This window comes from Candidatus Zixiibacteriota bacterium, assembly GCA_019038695.1.
In the GTDB taxonomy this organism is placed as follows: domain Bacteria; phylum Zixibacteria; class MSB-5A5; order GN15; family FEB-12; genus B120-G9.
This window is the reverse complement of the sequence record JAHOYZ010000007.1, coordinates 32,822-50,489: the sequence shown is the minus strand read 5'-3', so window position 1 is coordinate 50,489 and position 17,668 is coordinate 32,822. Positions and strand designations below refer to the sequence as shown.

The following is a 17,668-nucleotide window of genomic DNA, read 5'->3' as shown; positions in this document are numbered from 1 at the left end:
GTACACTAACGTTAATGCGAATCCTGGCTCTTGAACCATTCTATGATGGAAGCCATCGAGCCTTCCTCGATGGCTGGCAATCGCGTAGTCGCCACGAGTGGACTGTTCTAGGTCTGCCCGGGTACAAATGGAAATGGCGCATGCGTCATGCCGCGATCACTTTCGCCGAAGATGTCAACCAGCGGTTGTCCAATGGTGAGCAATGGGATGTTCTGTTTTGTTCCGACATGCTCAACCTGGCTGAGTTCCTTGGGCTCGTCGATCCGTGCCTGAAGAAGCTGCCAAGGGTCACCTATTTCCACGAGAACCAATTGACCTATCCCGCACGGCATCAGCAGGAGCGCGATTTGCAATTTGCGCTGACCAATTTCACCACCGCTTTGGCAGCGACTGAAGTTTGGTTCAACTCGAAGTTTCATCAGGACTCGTTCCTGACCGGAATACGTGACTTCCTGCGCCGTATGCCGGATTACCAACCGGTTAATCTGATTGACACCATTGAGGCCAAGTCATCGGTCCATTGTCCGGGCGTTGACTCTTTCGATCCCTGTGGACCCAGAAAACCCGGACCTCTGCGTATTCTCTGGGCGGCTCGCTGGGAATACGACAAAAGTCCGGAGAGTTTTTTTAGGGCTATTGAATTACTCGACAAACGAGATGCTAACTTTAGGCTGAGTGTGATCGGTCCACAATTCCAGCAGGTACCACCTGTGTTTGAGGAGGCCAGGGATCTTTTCAGCGACGTTATTGATCGTTGGGGCTACCAGCAAGACCGTGCAGATTACGAAGCGGCCTTGATGGAATCGGATGTTTTCGTCTCGACCGCCGAGCATGAGTTCTTTGGCATTAGTGCTGTAGAGGCAATCGCCGCCGGAGCCTATCCGTTGTTGCCAAATCGTCTGGCATATCCAGAACTTATTGATTGCGATGACCCTGACGAATTTTTCTACGACGGATCACCATCTGCCCTTGCGGAGTGCTTGACTACCCTGGCGCAACGAGCCGCGTCGGATAATGACATCTGGCAAAGCCAGCCCGATCGAGCCCGCCGGAGCGTAGGCAGATTTCAATGGGATGAAGTAACGACAGGGTTAGATGATGCTATTGAGAAAGTGAAATGACACAACCTGATTGAGTTTATTCCACTCCTGCCACTTGTTTGTTACGACGTGCCTTATTATCTTCTTCCCAACTGAACAATGACAGACTACTACAAAACCAAACTAGCGGCCGACCGACTGCGCGGCGTGTACGAAGTTGCCCCGCCTCGGGTACGCCAGTACCTCGAAGCTGAAATCGTTCACGTTATGTCGCGGCTACACTCCTCGGACACGGTGCTGGAGTTGGGATGCGGCTATGGACGTGTTCTGAAGCGGCTGGCAAAGAAAGTTGGTAATGTTGTCGGCATAGACAATTCTCTGGCTAGCCTTCTGGCGGCAGATGACTCGATCAACAATTCCGACAATATCGAACTCGTGTGCATGGATGCAGTAGCTCTGGGTTTTGCCGATGACTCCTTCGACTGTATTATCTGCATCCAAAATGGCATTTCTGCCTTCCATGTGAATCCGTATGAATTGCTCAAAGAAACGGTACGTGTGACTAAACCGGGAGGGCGTTTACTCTTCTCCAGTTACGCTTCAGATTTCTGGGATGATCGTCTGGAATGGTTCCGAATTCAATCGGAAGCTGGCCAGTTGGGTGAGATAGATTGGGATGCTACCGGAAACGGCGTGATCATTTGCAAAGACGGATTCCACGCGACAACATATAATCGGGATGATTTCAGGAGATTGATGGTCGGCTTTGACGAATCGTACACACTTGACGTTGTCGATGGATCAAGTCTTTTCTGCGAGATCAGACTGACGGAAAGATGAAGATACAAAATCGGAAGGATACACCGTGTTCACCGTAATGCATATCAACCATCCGGATTTCACTGACCAGTATTGGCGAAGCTACTACGACATGTTTGTTGAACTACGTAACAGGTATGGAGCAATGTTCTCCTCCGTGACTTGGGAAGAACTTCGTGACCGTCAACTGTCGTTCATAAAGAAGGAGGACTGCTGTAGTTCGATGGTTCTTCTGGACGGAGATGACGTTGTTGGTTGGATGCAATTCATCATCAGCCATCGTGGCACCACCAATGAGAACGCTCATATTTTTACTGAACTGGTAGATGCGGATGTTCCTCCGGCAATAGTGACGACAATGGCCAATGAACTCGCTCGTCTGATGGACAAGTACGGCTGTAGCAAAACACACACTATGGCCGAGCTGGAACATATGTGTGACGTGTTTCGGCAATTTGGAGCGGAGCAACTCTGCAAACTCGACACTTTTAAGCTACATCGTGATAACGTCAATCGCTCGGTTATCGAAGACTGGCTTGACACTATCCCACAGCAGAATGCCGACTTGAAACTGGAATTCTTCGATGAACCCCCGGATAGATACATCGAAAATCTGGCTCAATTACTGACAGACACATTACGTGAAATGCCGGAAGAACACGATACCGGGACGCCGTTTCATGTAAGCACGGATGATATCAGACGGCAGACCCAATGGCGCAAAGAGAATAACTCGGCAGCCCCAAAGGTCCTGTTGGTTGACAATGACAACAAGCTGGTAGGAATATCCAATGTCTTTCTGAGTCTCACCAATCCGCGCGAGGTCTACCAGGCTATGACCGGTGTACGTAGTGACTATCGGCGGCGGGGACTGGCAAAATGGCTCAAGGCGGCGATGTTTACTGAAATGGAAAGACGCTATCCCAAATTTGAGAAACTAACCACAAACATGCGTGCCGTAAACGAACCCATCCGCAGAATAAACGCACAAATGGGTTACAAACTCGTCCATGAAGGGTTCGAGTTTACCCTACGACGTGAGCATTTGGAACAGTATCTATCGAAATCCGTATGATAGCCAGATCACTTGGCGATCATTAGGAGGAAATCTACTTTATGGACCAGAGAAGCCAGACCATATTTACGGAGCATAAGGATTTCGTTCTGTCCGAGGTTGCGAGTCGATACGGTATTAAGGAAAGCCAGCTCACTCGTCTGGGTTCATTCGAGAGCTTTGTCTACGAGTTCGAACAACAGAGCAGGCAGTATATTCTCAAAATAACCCATAGCATTCATCGCTCGGCGGATGCAATCAGGGGAGAGCTTGATTGGACCAATTTTCTAGCGGATCACGGCGTGTCTGTCGGGAGAGCCATTTCGTCGATCAACGGCGAGATGGTTGAGATTGTCGGTGTTGATGATTCCCATTTTCTCGTCTACGCTTTCGAAAAGGTAGATGGTCATTGTCCGGGCAAAGATGACTGGAGTGATCAGCTGTTTCAAAACTGGGGGGAGACTCTCGGGAAGATGCACGCCGCGACGAAGAACTACAATCCTCCAAGCTCTGCTCTCAAACGACACGAGTGGCACGAGGATGAGTATCGCGATCCAGACAAATATCTGCCGGCCGATCAGCCGTTAGTGATACAACGATGCCATGAAGTTGAACAACGTCTGCATGCTCTACCCGCCGATGTTGATTCTTATGGGCTGATCCACAGTGATCTACATCATGGGAATTTCTTTGTGACAGAAAGTGGCATCACCGTCTTCGATTTTGACGACTGTCACTATGATTGGTTTTCCAACGACATTGCCATTACGTTGTTCTATATGCTGCGGGACGAATCGATCGGGGAGAATGTCCCCTTTGCACGTCGATTCCTCGAAGGGATAATGACCGGATACGAGTGGGAGAACCACCTGGACCTGAAATGGATGAAGTGCATTCCCGATTTCCTGAAGCTGCGCGAAATTGAGCTGTACATCATCATTCACGCTGAGGATGCCCACAATCTCAACGGTTGGTGTCATAGGTTCATGGAGAACCGTAGAGAGCGTATTGAGGATGATGTGCCGGTTATTGATATGGAATTCTCATAGATTGGTTCGAGGCGTCCACTTCTGTGGGCTGTACCTGAGAATGTGGGAAGGGCATGTTGACGGATGCTGAGGAGACCGATGAACGACGATCATCATTCATGGCCGGATGAAAACCGGATACACTGCCTTGAAGATCAGGAAGTAATCGTCAGGGATTTTGCATGTGACGGCCTCGTCCTCGACATTGGTGGCGGGGGAGAAGGCGTGATTGGCCGGCTGAAGGGTCGTGAAGTAATAGCAATAGACAACCGAAGGAAAGAGCTTGAAGAAGCTCCGGACGGTCCGATCAAGGTTGTCGCTGATGCTGCCAGTCTACCGTTTCTTGACAACACCTTTCCGACCACAACAGCATTCTTCACCTTTATGTTCATGGATGAGAAAACTCACCCACAGGTTATGGCCGAAGTATTCAGAACCCTCCGAGAGGGTGGACAGTTCCTTCTCTGGGATATCCATTCACCGATTCGAGAAGGCAGTAATAAAGACATCTTTGCCTTCAAGATATTGATCCGCCTTCCCCATGAGACCATCACCCCTGCCTATGGCGGCCGGCGGCCGAACAAAGTACATGACCTTAATTACTATCGGCGTCTGGTCTCGGCGGCAGGTCTTCGGTTCGTTCGAGCGGAAGAGACCGGATTAACATTCTTCATTCAGTTTGAAAAACCTTACACAGGATAGGACTGCTCTTCCGAACACAAAAAAAACGGGTCGGGAGTAATCCCGACCCGCATTCGTCTTGTCTTGTCTGCCGTCTAAGCTAGTAATTCTTCCACTTCACCAATCTCTTCTCTCGCCTCACCGGCGATACGACCGATGTTCAGGAAGATAAGAAGGCTCTCTTCCAGTTTGGCAACTCCATTGATATAGTCAGAGTTCACTGAGCTGATGACGGGAGGAGCTGGCTCGATAGTCGAGCGTGGAATCCGAAGAACTTCATCGACCGCATCCACAATCATGCCGGTGACACTATTATTGATATCAACAACAATGATTCGGGTGTTCTTGGTCCATTCCTCGACACTCATCTCGAACTTCTTACGCAGATCAATGACCGGAATCACTTTACCGCGGAGATTGATTATTCCCTCGCAATAGTGCGGTGCCTGAGGAACCTTCGTGATCGGGACCATCCGGTTGATCTCCTGGACCTTGATAATGTCCACGCCAAACTCTTCCTGACCAAGCTTGAATGAAACCAATTGGATTAGCTCATCGAAGGACTTGTCTGTCTCTTTGCCCATTGTGAGAATCCTCAATATTAGTGTGACGTGGACCGGGATCAGTCCCGGTCCACGTCTTATTTCATGTCTTCGTTAATCAGACGAACACAGCAAGTTAGCTTACGCTTCCTGTTTGACCTTGAACCGAGCGACCATTTGCTGCATGCCTTCCGCCTGACGGTTTAGCTCTTCCGCTGCCGTCGCTGACTGTTCGGCTCCGGTGGCCGACTCTCTGGCGATTGAAGCTACGTTCTCAATGTTCTTGGAAATCTGCTCAGCTGCTGAAGACTGTTCCTCAGAGGCTGTCGCCATCTGCTGGATCTGGTCCATGACGCTCTGCGACATATTGACAATTTCAGTCAGACTGTTACCGGCCTTGTCAGCCAGTACCCGACCTTGATCGACTTCCTGAACACCGGTTTCCATCGAACCAACGGCTTCTTCGGTCCCCTGCTGGATACCTTTAATCATGCCGGTAATCTCACCGGTCGCCTTGCCCGTGCGCTCGGCCAGTTTTCTGACCTCATCAGCTACGACGGCAAAGCCGCGTCCCTGTTCGCCGGCGCGAGCCGCTTCGATGGCAGCATTGAGAGCCAGGAGGTTGGTCTGGTCGGCGATGTCATCAATGACACCAATAATCTCGCCAATTTGATCAGCCGATGCAGCCAGTTTGGCGATAGACTCAGCTGATTCGCGAACGACATCAGCGATTCGCTGCATGCCCTGGATTGTCTCGTTGACAATCTGGCCACCATTGGTGGCGTTTTGGGAGGCGGCGTTTGCGCCTTCGGTGGCGTCACCAGCATTCCTGGCGGACTCTACGATGGTGGCTGTCATCTCTTCAACCGCCGTCGAGACCTGGGTCACCTGGTCGGTCTGATCCTTGGCACCACGCGACATCTGTTCTGACGCGGAGGCAACTTCTGTGGCGGCCGAGACGAGTTGAGTCGAGTTGTCACCCATCTGGCGTACCATACCGGTCAGGTTGGTGGTCATGGTCTTGAAGCTGTGACCGAGAACATCCTGCTCGGACTTAGGATCAATATCTATTGTAAGATCGTTCTCGGCGATTTTCTCTGCTGCACCAGCAAGCTCTTTCATATAATCAATCAAAGAGGTGAAAGATTTTCCTAACACACCAATTTCATCGTTGGTCGTAACGTTGACGGTATGATTGATATCACCGGTCGAGATACCCTGAGCGATCTCAGCCATATTTGAAATAGGCTTCGAAATCGAGCGGGCAAAGAACCAACCTACAACTACGATCAGAGCGATCATGATGACCGCGATGGTAATCGTAGAAGTCTGCATTGAACTGGCGGCAGCAAACGCTTCCGATTCATCGATCTCAGCAATGATAGCCCAGCGGGTGCCGAAGACATCAAGCGGCGCATAAGATGACAGCACCGGGTTACCATTGTAATCAATGATTATCTTCGAATCAGTATTGCCGGACAGAGCATCACGCGACGCATCAGTATCAACACCGTTGCGATCCACGGTACCTGCAAACGAGGCGGATACACTGTGACCGGTCTGATCAAGATATGAGTCGGAACGCATCAGCTTGTCTGAACCAATGAGATATGTCTCACCGGTCTCACCCAGACCCGCTCGTTCCTGCATGATCGAATTAACAGCATCAAGCGGCAACTGCAGGGCGACGATCATCTCGACCTTGCCATTATATGTACATGGCTGGGCCACAAAAGCACAGGGGTCACCGTTACTTGGAGCGTAAGGAGCAAAGTCGGCGAAGCCGAAGCCCTTCGTGCTACTGACGTTGCGAACCAGGGCGCCGAGGTTTGAGCTTGAGTACTGGCCACTAAGGAAGTTGGTCTGATAATCAGCTTCCTTCGCTACCGTGTAGAAACAGTAACCATCCGGGTTGATCAGGAACAAGTCGTAATAGCCGTACATCTCCTGATATTTCTGGAAGAAATATGTCCCGTTCTCATCCTTGGGACAGAACGCTTCAGCAGCATCAATTTCAGCGATACAACCCCAGGTGACGTCCCCAATCTCCACCGGAGAATAGACTGACAGTACCGGGTTGTCGTTGTAATCCTGGATTACTTCCATGCCGGAGTTGCCGGTTGAAGACTCGCGGCCCGCTTTGGTGTCAACGCCGTTTTGGGCGACACTACCATTGAGGGAGGCACTAATTGAGTGGTTGGTTGGATCAAGATATGAATTGGAACGCATTTTCAGGTCAGAACCGACGAGATAACACTCGCCCGATTCACCCATACCGGAACGCTCCTGCATGATGTTGTTGATGGCCTCGGTGGAAATCTGAAGAGCCACAGCGCCGACTGCTTCACGGCCATCGAAGACCGGGCAGGCCACAAACATGGCCGGGACGTTGTTTGATGGAGCATACTGCGCCATGTCGGCCAGAGCCGGTGCACCCGAAGTGAGACACTTCTCCCAGGCACTCGTCAGACTGGTCCCTTCTCTGCTCAACACGGTGCCAAAGTCTGGCTCCTGAGTAACTGAGAAGAAGACATCGCCCTGATTGGGGTCGACCAGGAAGACATCATAATAACCGTACTCTTCCATGTAGTTTTCAAAAGTCGGTTTGTAAGTCTCGTAGGTGAGACTGAACTTCGCGTCCTGTAACAACCCCAGACCGGATAACCCTTTTGTCTTGGCTGCATTATTGGCTTTGCCAAGGTCTTTGCAGGCCTGAATTGTGTACGGATTGTTAGCCAGCACCTGAGCATCTCCCAGGCGTTCGCCAAAGAAAGTCTCGATCTGGTTCTTCTTGATAGCCTGAACGGCCATCAGTTTGTTGAACGCCTCCAGGCGCAGGGTACCGACTGTCTCCGTCAGCACGCCCATGTCACCTTCGCGCTCGCCGAAGAACTTCTCAATCTGGCCCTTCTTGACATCGCGGAGCGATGACAGCTGGTTGAAGGCTGCACCTTCAAGGGCGTCAGTTGAGGTGTTGAGAGTGGAGATTCCCACCAATCCCAATGGAATCAAACCGATCAGCAGGAAGATTGCGATCAGTTTGGTGTTGATCTTAAGATTCTTAAACATGTTTTTCTACTCCTTGTGTGTTTTCCTACTCTTAGAAACCGTACGTAAATTCCAAAGCGGATGAGAACTGGTTATCCTTGGGAGTGCCATCACTGGCGGTAAAGGTGTCCTCATCTGAGAAATCATACCGCAGTTCGATGAGTCCGCAAAGACCATCAACAATACTCATGGACGGAGATATACAAATGGCTTTCCACGATTGTTCCGTACCGGTACGGAGTCCATCGGCATCGTTAAACAGATCAAACCGCGTCGTCAATCCGAAACGATCTCCAAAAGTCCAGTTGTTCATCAGCAGGAATCCTGACCAGTTGCCGCTCTTGTTGCCTACCAGAGCTTTAGTCTCCGTTCCATAGTTGAACTCTCCACCAATGGTCCAGAAAGCTGCTGGATTGTAGGTCAGGTCAAAATCTATGACCGTCCGACGGCTTGAGTTGTTCTGATCCTGCTCGGGACCGGTGATCGCTGACAGACCAAAATTGAGATTCCCAGCCGGTGTGAATCCCACCCGAGTACCAAAAGTCTTGTCCTTGTTGTTGTCCGTGTTGACATCCCAGCCATTGACCAGATAGAAAGTCCAGTCAACCATCGCCGCAAACTCAGTCGCAACCATAAGGCCGGTGAGGTTTCCGGGGATACCATTGTCAAACACAAGAGCATGCGAATACTGGTACATATCGGGTGCGTCCAGAAGCTCAAAACCGATTGGGGCATTAAACTTACCAAACGTAAACGACCAGGTCTGGCCTGAGCCGACATTCCACTGCAGGTAACCCTGCTCCAGATCCATACCAAAGCCACCCATGCCGTCCGAAACATACTCGATGTCGGCATTCGCTGAAGCCTGGTCGGATAGTTTCTGCACCAGGTCGACCTCGACTTGATCCAAACCGAACGAACCTTCACCGGCGTTGTGATCATTATAATTGCTGGCATCCACAAATCCATTAAACGAAAGACCAGACCAGGGTTCAGTGAATGGCGACGTCGAGGTAGGCGTCTCATTGGGAGTGGGGAGACCACCATCAAGAGATGCCCACTGAGCGGTTTTCTTATCAACCATCTCTTTGAGAGCAAGGTTCTCGGCTTTCAGGGAAGCAATTTCAATGGCTATGGTTTGCCACTGTTCATCACTTACACCTTCGGATGAATTCCGGGCATAGGCGACAGAGAGTTTCTCAAACCCTGATTGCAAAACCGCGAGTTTCCGTTCCCATTCTGTCTGCCAGGACTTGTCGACCGTTCCCGGCTGACCGGATTCGAGATTGTTCATGTCGGCCCGCAACTTGGCAATTGCCTCGGTACGAGCAGTAGCTTCCTGATCAAGCTTGGCCTGAAGGTCAGCTTCGACCTGATTGACTGCTTTGAGAATCTGACCAAGATCCTGCGCCGCCACGCTACCGCAGACGACAAAGACCAGCAACAGCACAACGCTGAACACTGCTCCGAACCTATGGCCGGTTTTCTTGTTTACGAACATTCGCCCTCCCCTTTTCATCCGAAATTGATGATACGGTTCTGTGTCTTCCCTTTTGGTTCAGGTATCGTCCCAGCGTCGAGATTGTTAATTACCAATAAATAGTGATATAATACCTATGCCTAATAGGTAATCGTCAAAACGAATTCGGAACTGGATGCAAGATAAATTCCGGTATGACAGATTGTTGTCGAGACTGAAGACAGTGTCGACCAAGGTGTATGGCTATTGCAGGGTTTTCAGGTAGTTCTCAAGATTGGTTCGATCGCCATTGATCGCAAATTTCTTCCGGATACTATAGCGCTGATTGTTGACAGTATGGACGGATACGTTCAGAATCGAAGCAATCTGTTTGGATGAGAATCCTTGCTTAACCATATTACAGATTTCGAGTTCACGCGGGGAGAGATCGGTGTGGGCCTGCTCTAGTTTTCCGATCATTGGCTCCATGAGGTTACTCAGGGCATTCTCCAGAAGGCTAATTAAATGACCATCATTGTCGCCGAACTTCTCTTTGATGTTCTGAAGCAGGGGCAGGATGATGTGGTTGATATTGGATTGAAGTTGTGCTCCTGATAATTGCTTCTGTGTTTCTATCTGGTTCAGAACTTCGTTGAGGGCGATGTTTTTGTTTTCAAGCTTGATGCGTTCCACCTTGAGGGCATCGTGTGCTTCTTGAAGTTTCTGCTGAGCCTGCCTGCGCTCGGTGATGTCATGCCAGCTTGAGAGACTGCGAATAAGGTTCCCGTCCGAATCACGAACTGGCGACACATTCAGAATTACGTCCAGAACCCCCCCGTCCTTTCGCCGCAACTGGAGTTCTTCATCACGAATCACTCCTGTTTCCACAAATGTGGGGAAGACATTCGCTTTACAGTGCTTCGCGCTTTCAGGGGTATAGCATTCAAATACCGGTCGTCCTATGATTTCTTCTCTGGTATAGCCCAGTGTGTTCAGGAGCGATTCGTTAGCTTCGACGATAGCCGCCGTCTTGGCATCGACCGAAAGCAACATGGTAGGTGAGGAATTGAAAAGACGTTTGTAGTCCTCCTCACTCTTCGTCAATGCCCCTTTGGCTAACTTGTACTCGGTGATGTCCCGGGCTATGCTGCTGATCTCGGTTAACTTGCCGTCTTCATCATAGGAGAAGTTACAGGTCCAGATCATATCCCGCACGTCGCCGGTCCGGCTCACCTGCCTGTTCTCAATGGTTGCTGTCCGTAGTTTTTCCTGGAGCCAATCCCCAAAGGTCTTCTTGGTTCGTTCCCGATCGTCGGGATGGACAAAGTCAATGGCTGAAAGGCCAATGCACTCCTTCGGTTCAAGCCCAAGGACCTTGCGTGAGGAGCCGTTGACGAAGGTGAATACGCCCCGCTCATCGACCTTTGTTACGAGGTTATCTGTGCCTTCAATGAGATCTCGGTAGTTGTGCTCGCTTGTCCGCCGCGCTTGCTCAGCTTCCCTTTGTCTGGTGATATTCTTGAAACTCTCAATGATCCCGATCAGCGTTCCGTTTTCGTCTCTGAGGGCCGTGGCCGTGACTATGCAGGTCAGCTTGGAGCCGTCTGGTAGTTCCTTTTGCACCTCATGCTCGACCGAGTCCTCACCGCCGGTGATTCGTTTCAGGGGACAGTTGTCTGTACTGCACCCTGTGCCGGGAAAGCAGTCATAGCAATGCTGACCGACGATCTCCTCTTCCGATGCTCCGATCATCCGGCAGAAGGCATCGTTGACATGCACCGTGCGGTACTGGGTATCAACGACTCTCATTCCATTGGCGGTCGAATTGAAGATTCGCTCCCACTGGGCGGAGTTGAACCGGTTTGCCTGAAGATAATCGGTCTGATCAGGTGCGAACTCATTGGCTCGAAGCAAAGTCACTGACTGAGATTCCGGTTTTGCAGTGACAAATGTACAGGCACCGGCGTTGGTTTCTTGAGACTGGCGGTCTTGTTCGGCCGACTTCAGACTTCTTGATTTCACAAAATCTCTCCAGTGTACTATGTTTAGCAGTGACTAATGCCTTAGTAAATTATCGGTATTCCTGCGCAATTTCTGAACAGTGAGTGGTGTAGCTGAACGCACGCAGCTACGGAAAGAATAGTCACAACCATCCACAAAAAGCGGGTCGGGAATAATCCCGACCCACGTGATTGGTCATTGTACAAAGTCTGTAATTGTGTCATTCCCGTGTAAACGGGAATCCAGTCTTCGAATCCAGAACTGGATGCCGGATCAAGTCCGGCATGACAAACCTACAACATCCATACCACTCGTTTACGCTTCTTGTTCAACCTTGAACCGAGCGACCATTTGCTGCATGCCTTCCGCCTGACGGTTTAGCTCTTCCGCTGCCGTCGCTGACTGTTCGGCTCCGGTGGCCGACTCTCTGGCGATTGAGGCTACGTTCTCAATGTTCTTGGAAATCTGCTCAGCAGCTGAAGATTGCTCTTCAGAGGCGGTGGCCATCTGCTGGATTTGGTTCATCACTTCTTGTGACATGTTGACGATCTCAGTCAGGCTGTTACCGGCCTTATCGGCTAGCTCTCGACCCTTGTCAACTTCCTGAACACCTGTTTCCATCGAGTTGACGGCTTCCTCGGTTCCCTGTTGAATCCCTTTGATCATACCGGTAATCTCGCCGGTTGCCTTGCCCGTGCGCTCGGCCAACTTCCGTACCTCGTCAGCTACTACTGCGAAACCGCGTCCCTGTTCACCGGCTCGAGCGGCCTCGATAGCGGCATTAAGAGCCAGGAGGTTGGTCTGGTCGGCGATGTCGTCAATCACGCTGATGATCTCACCTATCTGATCGGCGGACGTGGCCAGTTTGGCGATAGACTCGGCTGATTCGCGAACGACATCAGCGATGCGCTGCATCCCCTGGATCGTCTCGTTGACAATCTGACCGCCACTGGTGGCATTGTCTGAGGCCGCTCTAGCACCCTCGTTGGCGTCGCCGGCATTTTTGGCAGACTCTACGATAGTGGCAGTCATTTCTTCAACCGCCGTCGAGACCTGGATAACTTGATCGGTTTGGTCTTTAGCTCCACGCAATGTCTGTTGTGATGACGATGCTATTTCATTGGCGGCTGAGACAAACTGATTGGCATTGTCATTTAGTTGCCTAATCACTTGACTCAGGTTGAGTACCATCGACCGGAAGGAGTTGCCGAGTTTGTCCTGCTCGGATCGGGGTTCAACCTCGACCGTCAAGTCATTGGTTGCGATCCTCTCAGCGACCTTGGACATATCTTCAAGGTATTTCGAAAGATCGGTAAAGACCATCCCCAGGACGCCAATTTCATCATTTCCGCTAATATCAATTTTCTGACTCGTATCGCCGGCCGCCATCACTCGTGCCAATTCGGCAGCTCGGGATACTCTGGTCGAAATACGGCGACTAATGAAGTACGTCGCCACTGACATCAACAGTAAACCGGCAAAGCCCATCGCCAGCACGATCATTAACTGGCTGTTCAGTCGGGACATCACTTCTTCTTCCGGTATGATTGTCAACATGATCGGCGCGGACGATGCCGACTGTCCATCTTCATCACTTGACGGTGGCGTTAGAGTGTTCTTTCCGACCAACATCACGCCTTCTGAGAGTTCGGTAATCGCCACGTGGTCAAGAGCTGTCTCACGGGACCACTCCGCCAAACTCTTATAAGAGTCAGGTTCCAAATCTGTCGCCTGTCCGATGGATGAAACGAAGCCCTGTGTCCGGTCCGAATACACTATGGCGGTCCTGGCACCAGGGAACCCTTGAGTGCGAAATTCATCACTGCATTTACCAACCGAGTTCTCAATCAGTGACCAATTTGTCAGGGCGATGATGCCGCCGTTGCGTGTGCCGGATGACTGGAATGAAGGACGGTAAAAGGCATAGGTGAAGCATCTATCTGCTCCCAACTGGGACAGCGTCGTACTCTCCAGAAAGGTGAGTTGCCGTTCGCCAGATCCCTTGAATTCCTGGAGTTCTGGCAGACGACTTCCTTTCATCGCTTGCATATTGCCGTTTAGCTTGCTCGACGAAGCGATCTCTACTATGCTTCCGGACTCATTCACTAATGCGATAAGTGCGAACTCGGGAGCATGGGATAACCATTTCTCAAACTCTACCCCTAATTCAGTCGTCGTATTGAACTCCAAAGCGATGCCGAACACATCGTCACGGGTCCATTCGTTGAAAATATCAGCGCAGCCTGTAAAACTGCGGTCTATTTCGTCTGCATATTGTCTGCCGGTAACTTCGATCAATCTTTGGCTGTTAGTGTGGAATTCTTCCTTTGCAAAGCTGTAGAAATACACTACGACGGCCGCCAGCACCAGCAGACTAATTCCCCCCAAAGATAGTATCTGATTGCGTATGTTCCACTTCAGCATCGCTGTCGCTCCTTCTCCTTACCGTGCCCCGTGGCTTATCAAGTTCTATCATTAGTCCGGGAACGTGTACGGGCAGATGGTTGACCCATCTGCCCGCACATCTGCATTCATTCGTATGTCCTACTCCGAAGCCATAGACACTATTGGTTCCAGGGTGGTAGGCACATTGTTCTCCGCTCTCACCGCTTTCCACTCTTTTTTCGTTATAGCAGCATCATTCCCGCTGATGCTGCTCATGATTTCAAAGTAGTCCAGCTGGTACTTGTCCTTGAGGACTTCCGCTTGGGGTTTGCACTTCACGGCAAAAACAGTCTGCACCGACTGATGGTCGAAGTCGCGCCAGGTTTGCTGATCCTTCAGGAAAGTATAGCTGTGGCCTTCAAGAGCCTGAATCACTTTCGGCGACTCGAACCCCTGAGCGCGTTCAACAGCATTCTTGTACTCGTATACAATGGTATAGGCCGAAGCACCAGAGGTGCTGGGATACCGATTGTACGTGGATGCGAAGCTCTCCACAAACTGCTTGCCGCGGGCATAATTGTACTTGTAAGGCACCTGCCAACACCACGGCAAAGCCCCAACTACGCCTTCCATGACCTTCGGACCACCGCCCTCAGCCATGCCGAGCGTTAAGTTCGGGACCACGATCTGACACTGGCTCTTCAAGCCCATAGTTGTGGCCTGGCGTACGGCGTTAACCATATCGGAGCCAAAGAGAACCAATACCAGAACGTCCGGCTTGACCATCTTAACCAGCGATAGCTGCTTGCTGAAGTCTTTGGTTCCCAGCGGCGTCAACACACCCTTGTGAACGTTATTATCCTGAGTATTGCTGAACTTCCTGGTGGCAGCCTCGGTCGTCCAACCCCAGGTATAGTCGGCTGTAATGTACATATACTTCTTACCGCCGAAGTTGGTATTCAGATAATTACCCAGGGCAGAAGCACCCATCCAGGCGTCATAGCATTCCCGGAACGTGTGCCGATGACCTCTGGTCCCGGTCGTAGCAGTGGAGTAGGTCAGGGTGCCAAAGAAGGGGATACCCTTCTCCTGGCAGATGTCACCGACGACACAAGCCACGCCACTGGAAGAACCACCAAAGAGCATCTTGCAGTTTTCCTGGTCGATCAACTCTGTGGCATTTTGCTTGGAGATGTCGGGCTTGGACTGAGAATCCCGCCATACCAGTTCAACCTGGTTTCCGAGAATACCTCCCGCAGCATTAATTTCATTGACAGCCAATTCGGCTGCCCGGAACTGGTCCAGACCCTGGACACTGTATGGCCCCGTCTTCGGATAGTTGAGGCCTAGTTTGACAATGTCTCCGCCAAGAACAGGTGCGGCGATCAGAGCCAGAGCTGCCAATACGAATAGAGAGTATGTGAAACGTCTCATTTCTTGTTTTCCTTTCCCATATTCATAGCCATTGTTGTGTGACAACGGCTAGAAGTTCATGATGAATGACGTCTCGACACGAAGCGCCTTTGCGCTTTCAGAGTCTTTGTACTCAGTTTCCCACTGAGTTAGTTCGACACCGAAGGTAACAGCCGGTACGATCGAGTACTTGATGTTTCCAAAAATTGCCTGGTTGCGTGAGCGATTGCCGGTGCTGAGGTCAGCATCATCCGGATCATCAAAACTAAAACCGGTTGTGAATTTTACTTTCTTACTGGGCTTAACCCAGGCGGAGACCCAACCACCATTGCTGGCCAAGCCGTCGATGCGGTTCGTGTTGAGAATGCTACCGAAGTAGCTTCCGAGGTTGGAACCGCTCCAGACCTCACCGGAGAATCCGGCGCCGGACGGGAAAGAAAGCATAAAGTGGCCGCAGGCCACCCAGGATTCATATTTTTCGGAGTTGCCCAGAGTGGACTCCGATTTCAACTGACCGTACAGGCCGGAAAAACCGCCGCGGATAGACCCGCCAGAAGTGAGCTTATGCGTAACATCGAGTCGCCCCTGGAATGAAGGGATGGCTGCATCCGTACCGTCATCCGTACCGTCCGCCGTCTCGCCGAGAGCCAGAGAGAAGGTAGGGGTCAGGTCGTTGCCGATAGTGCGAAACAGTCCGGCCGCCAGATTGGCGTTGGTCTGTTCAGTCTTGGCGACCGTGTAGAACATACTGACCTGAGGACGGCGGTACTGAATGTTGCCCGCACCCCAGAGTACCGGGTAATTGAGGGTTGACGGATTCAGTGGTGAGATGAGATCCCAGGACTGTCCGGCCAACAGTTTGAAGTTACCCGACTGGACGGTGAAGTAGGCGTGACGAAGCAAGAGCAGAGCCTTGTTCTCGGTGCCGCCTGCACCATACATGTCAAACTCCAGCTTACCGCCCACAGTCACTTGCTCGAAGTTCTTTCCACTAGCTTTGAAACCGAGACGTGTAGACTTGTGGGTCATGTTGAACTGGGCGTCATCATCATTGATAACCGACTCCTTCACCCACATGGCAAAGTTACCGTGGCTGGTTGGATTCTGGTCATACGACGCGTCAAGCTTGACGTAGCCGTACCAGTCAATGTCAAAGGTCGGCTTGTCGCCGGCCATTGCACTGGCTGCGAAGACCAGGAGCATTCCGATAAGAGCTCCATACAATCCGCGCTTGATTAACATAGTACCTCCTTAAAGTGTAGATAATGCTATCAACTTTATTGTTAGTATCTGTTCCGTTATTTAGGTTCTGGAATATCTACTCCTATTTATGTGATATTTCGACCGGCAGACCAAAATCATTAGCATTCTGGGTGAGAATAGAATAGGGGGGAGTGTGATTGAGGTCTCCGAATCGGGTTATTGCGCTGCGCAACATAGGTTTGCATGGGATTTTGTCATTTCAGGCACGCTCGGAAGGAGTAATGGGCAGGAATCTTGCATGCATCTTCGCAAGGCGGCCATATTGCTCGTGCTCTCCTTGACTTTTCAGGTCTATTCCGTATTATCCTGCCCTATGTTATGTAAGGTTAGCCAATGATTTCACTGTTTCTCGGTTTGGGTAATGTCGGCCCCCAATATGAGGGCACACGCCATAATGTCGGATTCGAGGTGCTCAACCGGGTTGTCAATAAGCTTTCCCGCGACGAGCAATCGACACCTCTTCTGCAGACAGATTTTTTTAGCTGGATGCAGGTCAGACTTGATGATCGACAGCTTGTATTTGCCTGGCCGCGGACTCTTATGAATCGATCCGGATTGGCGGTCGCAATATTGTTGGATCAGTTGGGCTTATCGCCCGAGGAAATGCTTGTAATCGTTGATGATTTCAACCTCTCAATTGGTCGAATTCGCCTGCGGTCTTCCGGTGGTGATGGCGGACATAATGGGCTGGAGTCGATAATTGAGGAAACAGGGAGCAGAAATTTCCCCCGACTACGTTTGGGAATTGGTCCGGCGCCCGATACTGTTAGTACTATTGACTTTGTGCTGGGGAAGTTTCAGCCCGAAGAGATTCCAGTCCTTCAGGAAATGCTTGACTTTGCGGCCAAAGCAGTGCTTTATGTAAAAAATAATCGCTTCGAAGAAGCGATGAATAAGTTTAATACCAACCCTGCTTAGCCGGTATATGTTTCCGG

Annotated in this window: 13 protein-coding genes; 6 read left to right on the top strand and 7 right to left on the bottom strand. The window is 50.8% G+C overall.

From position 1 onward, the window contains the following. The first annotated feature begins 14 nt into the window (after positions 1-14). The 5 genes from KOO62_02220 (at position 15) to KOO62_02200 (ending at position 4,643) form a co-directional block, all read left to right on the top strand. On the top strand, positions 15-1,121 hold the full coding sequence (locus KOO62_02220) for a DUF3524 domain-containing protein (GenBank protein ID MBU8932799.1): 1,107 nt from the start codon (positions 15-17) through the stop codon (positions 1,119-1,121). 78 nt (positions 1,122-1,199) lie between these two features. Then, positions 1,200-1,880: a class I SAM-dependent methyltransferase gene (locus KOO62_02215; GenBank protein ID MBU8932798.1), complete on the top strand. Its 681-nt coding sequence runs from the start codon at positions 1,200-1,202 to the stop codon at positions 1,878-1,880. A 25-nt stretch (positions 1,881-1,905) separates the two neighbouring features. Next, positions 1,906-2,934, top strand: coding sequence for a GNAT family N-acetyltransferase (locus tag KOO62_02210; protein MBU8932797.1), 1,029 nt, complete (start codon positions 1,906-1,908; stop codon positions 2,932-2,934). Positions 2,935-2,975: 41 nt separating this feature from the next. Then, complete coding sequence (locus KOO62_02205; protein MBU8932796.1) at positions 2,976-3,962, top strand: phosphotransferase; 987 nt, start codon at positions 2,976-2,978, stop codon at positions 3,960-3,962. A gap of 78 nt (positions 3,963-4,040) precedes the next feature. Next, on the top strand, positions 4,041-4,643 hold the full coding sequence (locus KOO62_02200; GenBank protein ID MBU8932795.1) for a methyltransferase domain-containing protein: 603 nt from the start codon (positions 4,041-4,043) through the stop codon (positions 4,641-4,643). A 74-nt stretch (positions 4,644-4,717) separates the two neighbouring features. Here the strand turns inward: KOO62_02200 and KOO62_02195 are convergent, their stop codons facing one another. The 7 genes from KOO62_02195 to KOO62_02165 all read right to left on the bottom strand — a co-directional run bounded on the left by KOO62_02195 (position 4,718) and on the right by KOO62_02165 (position 16,712). Beyond that, positions 4,718-5,206, bottom strand: coding sequence for a chemotaxis protein CheW (locus KOO62_02195; protein ID MBU8932794.1), 489 nt, complete (start codon positions 5,204-5,206; stop codon positions 4,718-4,720). A gap of 99 nt (positions 5,207-5,305) precedes the next feature. Further along, positions 5,306-8,233, bottom strand: coding sequence for a HAMP domain-containing protein (locus tag KOO62_02190; protein MBU8932793.1), 2,928 nt, complete (start codon positions 8,231-8,233; stop codon positions 5,306-5,308). Between the two features lie 31 nt (positions 8,234-8,264). Next, on the bottom strand, positions 8,265-9,713 hold the full coding sequence (locus KOO62_02185) for a porin (protein ID MBU8932792.1): 1,449 nt from the start codon (positions 9,711-9,713) through the stop codon (positions 8,265-8,267). A 222-nt stretch (positions 9,714-9,935) separates the two neighbouring features. Next, on the bottom strand, positions 9,936-11,693 hold the full coding sequence (locus KOO62_02180) for a PAS domain S-box protein (GenBank protein MBU8932791.1): 1,758 nt from the start codon (positions 11,691-11,693) through the stop codon (positions 9,936-9,938). Positions 11,694-11,987: 294 nt separating this feature from the next. Further along, on the bottom strand, positions 11,988-14,096 hold the full coding sequence (locus KOO62_02175) for a methyl-accepting chemotaxis protein (GenBank protein MBU8932790.1): 2,109 nt from the start codon (positions 14,094-14,096) through the stop codon (positions 11,988-11,990). 120 nt (positions 14,097-14,216) lie between these two features. Further along, entirely contained in the window at positions 14,217-15,491 is a 1,275-nt protein-coding gene (locus KOO62_02170) for a substrate-binding protein (GenBank protein ID MBU8932789.1), read from the bottom strand. Between the two features lie 48 nt (positions 15,492-15,539). Continuing rightward, positions 15,540-16,712, bottom strand: a complete 1,173-nt coding sequence (locus KOO62_02165; protein ID MBU8932788.1) for a hypothetical protein — start codon at positions 16,710-16,712, stop codon at positions 15,540-15,542. 354 nt (positions 16,713-17,066) lie between these two features. Between KOO62_02165 and pth the strand changes: the two genes are divergently transcribed. Next, positions 17,067-17,651: an aminoacyl-tRNA hydrolase gene (gene pth / locus KOO62_02160; GenBank protein ID MBU8932787.1), complete on the top strand. Its 585-nt coding sequence runs from the start codon at positions 17,067-17,069 to the stop codon at positions 17,649-17,651. Positions 17,652-17,668 lie beyond the last annotated feature (17 nt).

Excerpts from the sequence above, each read along its gene's own strand:
- KOO62_02165 (MBU8932788.1), bottom strand. The coding sequence starts at position 16,712 with ATGTTAATCAAGCGCGGATTGTATGGAGCTCTTATCGGAATGCTCCTG.
- KOO62_02200 (MBU8932795.1), top strand. The coding sequence starts at position 4,041 with ATGAACGACGATCATCATTCATGGCCGGATGAAAACCGGATACACTGC.
- KOO62_02215 (MBU8932798.1), top strand. The coding sequence starts at position 1,200 with ATGACAGACTACTACAAAACCAAACTAGCGGCCGACCGACTGCGCGGC.
- KOO62_02170 (MBU8932789.1), bottom strand. The coding sequence starts at position 15,491 with ATGAGACGTTTCACATACTCTCTATTCGTATTGGCAGCTCTGGCTCTG.
- KOO62_02185 (MBU8932792.1), bottom strand. The coding sequence starts at position 9,713 with ATGTTCGTAAACAAGAAAACCGGCCATAGGTTCGGAGCAGTGTTCAGC.
- KOO62_02190 (MBU8932793.1), bottom strand. The coding sequence starts at position 8,233 with ATGTTTAAGAATCTTAAGATCAACACCAAACTGATCGCAATCTTCCTG.
- pth (MBU8932787.1), top strand. The coding sequence starts at position 17,067 with ATGATTTCACTGTTTCTCGGTTTGGGTAATGTCGGCCCCCAATATGAG.
- KOO62_02220 (MBU8932799.1), top strand. The coding sequence starts at position 15 with ATGCGAATCCTGGCTCTTGAACCATTCTATGATGGAAGCCATCGAGCC.
- KOO62_02195 (MBU8932794.1), bottom strand. The coding sequence starts at position 5,206 with ATGGGCAAAGAGACAGACAAGTCCTTCGATGAGCTAATCCAATTGGTT.
- KOO62_02205 (MBU8932796.1), top strand. The coding sequence starts at position 2,976 with ATGGACCAGAGAAGCCAGACCATATTTACGGAGCATAAGGATTTCGTT.
- KOO62_02175 (MBU8932790.1), bottom strand. The coding sequence starts at position 14,096 with ATGCTGAAGTGGAACATACGCAATCAGATACTATCTTTGGGGGGAATT.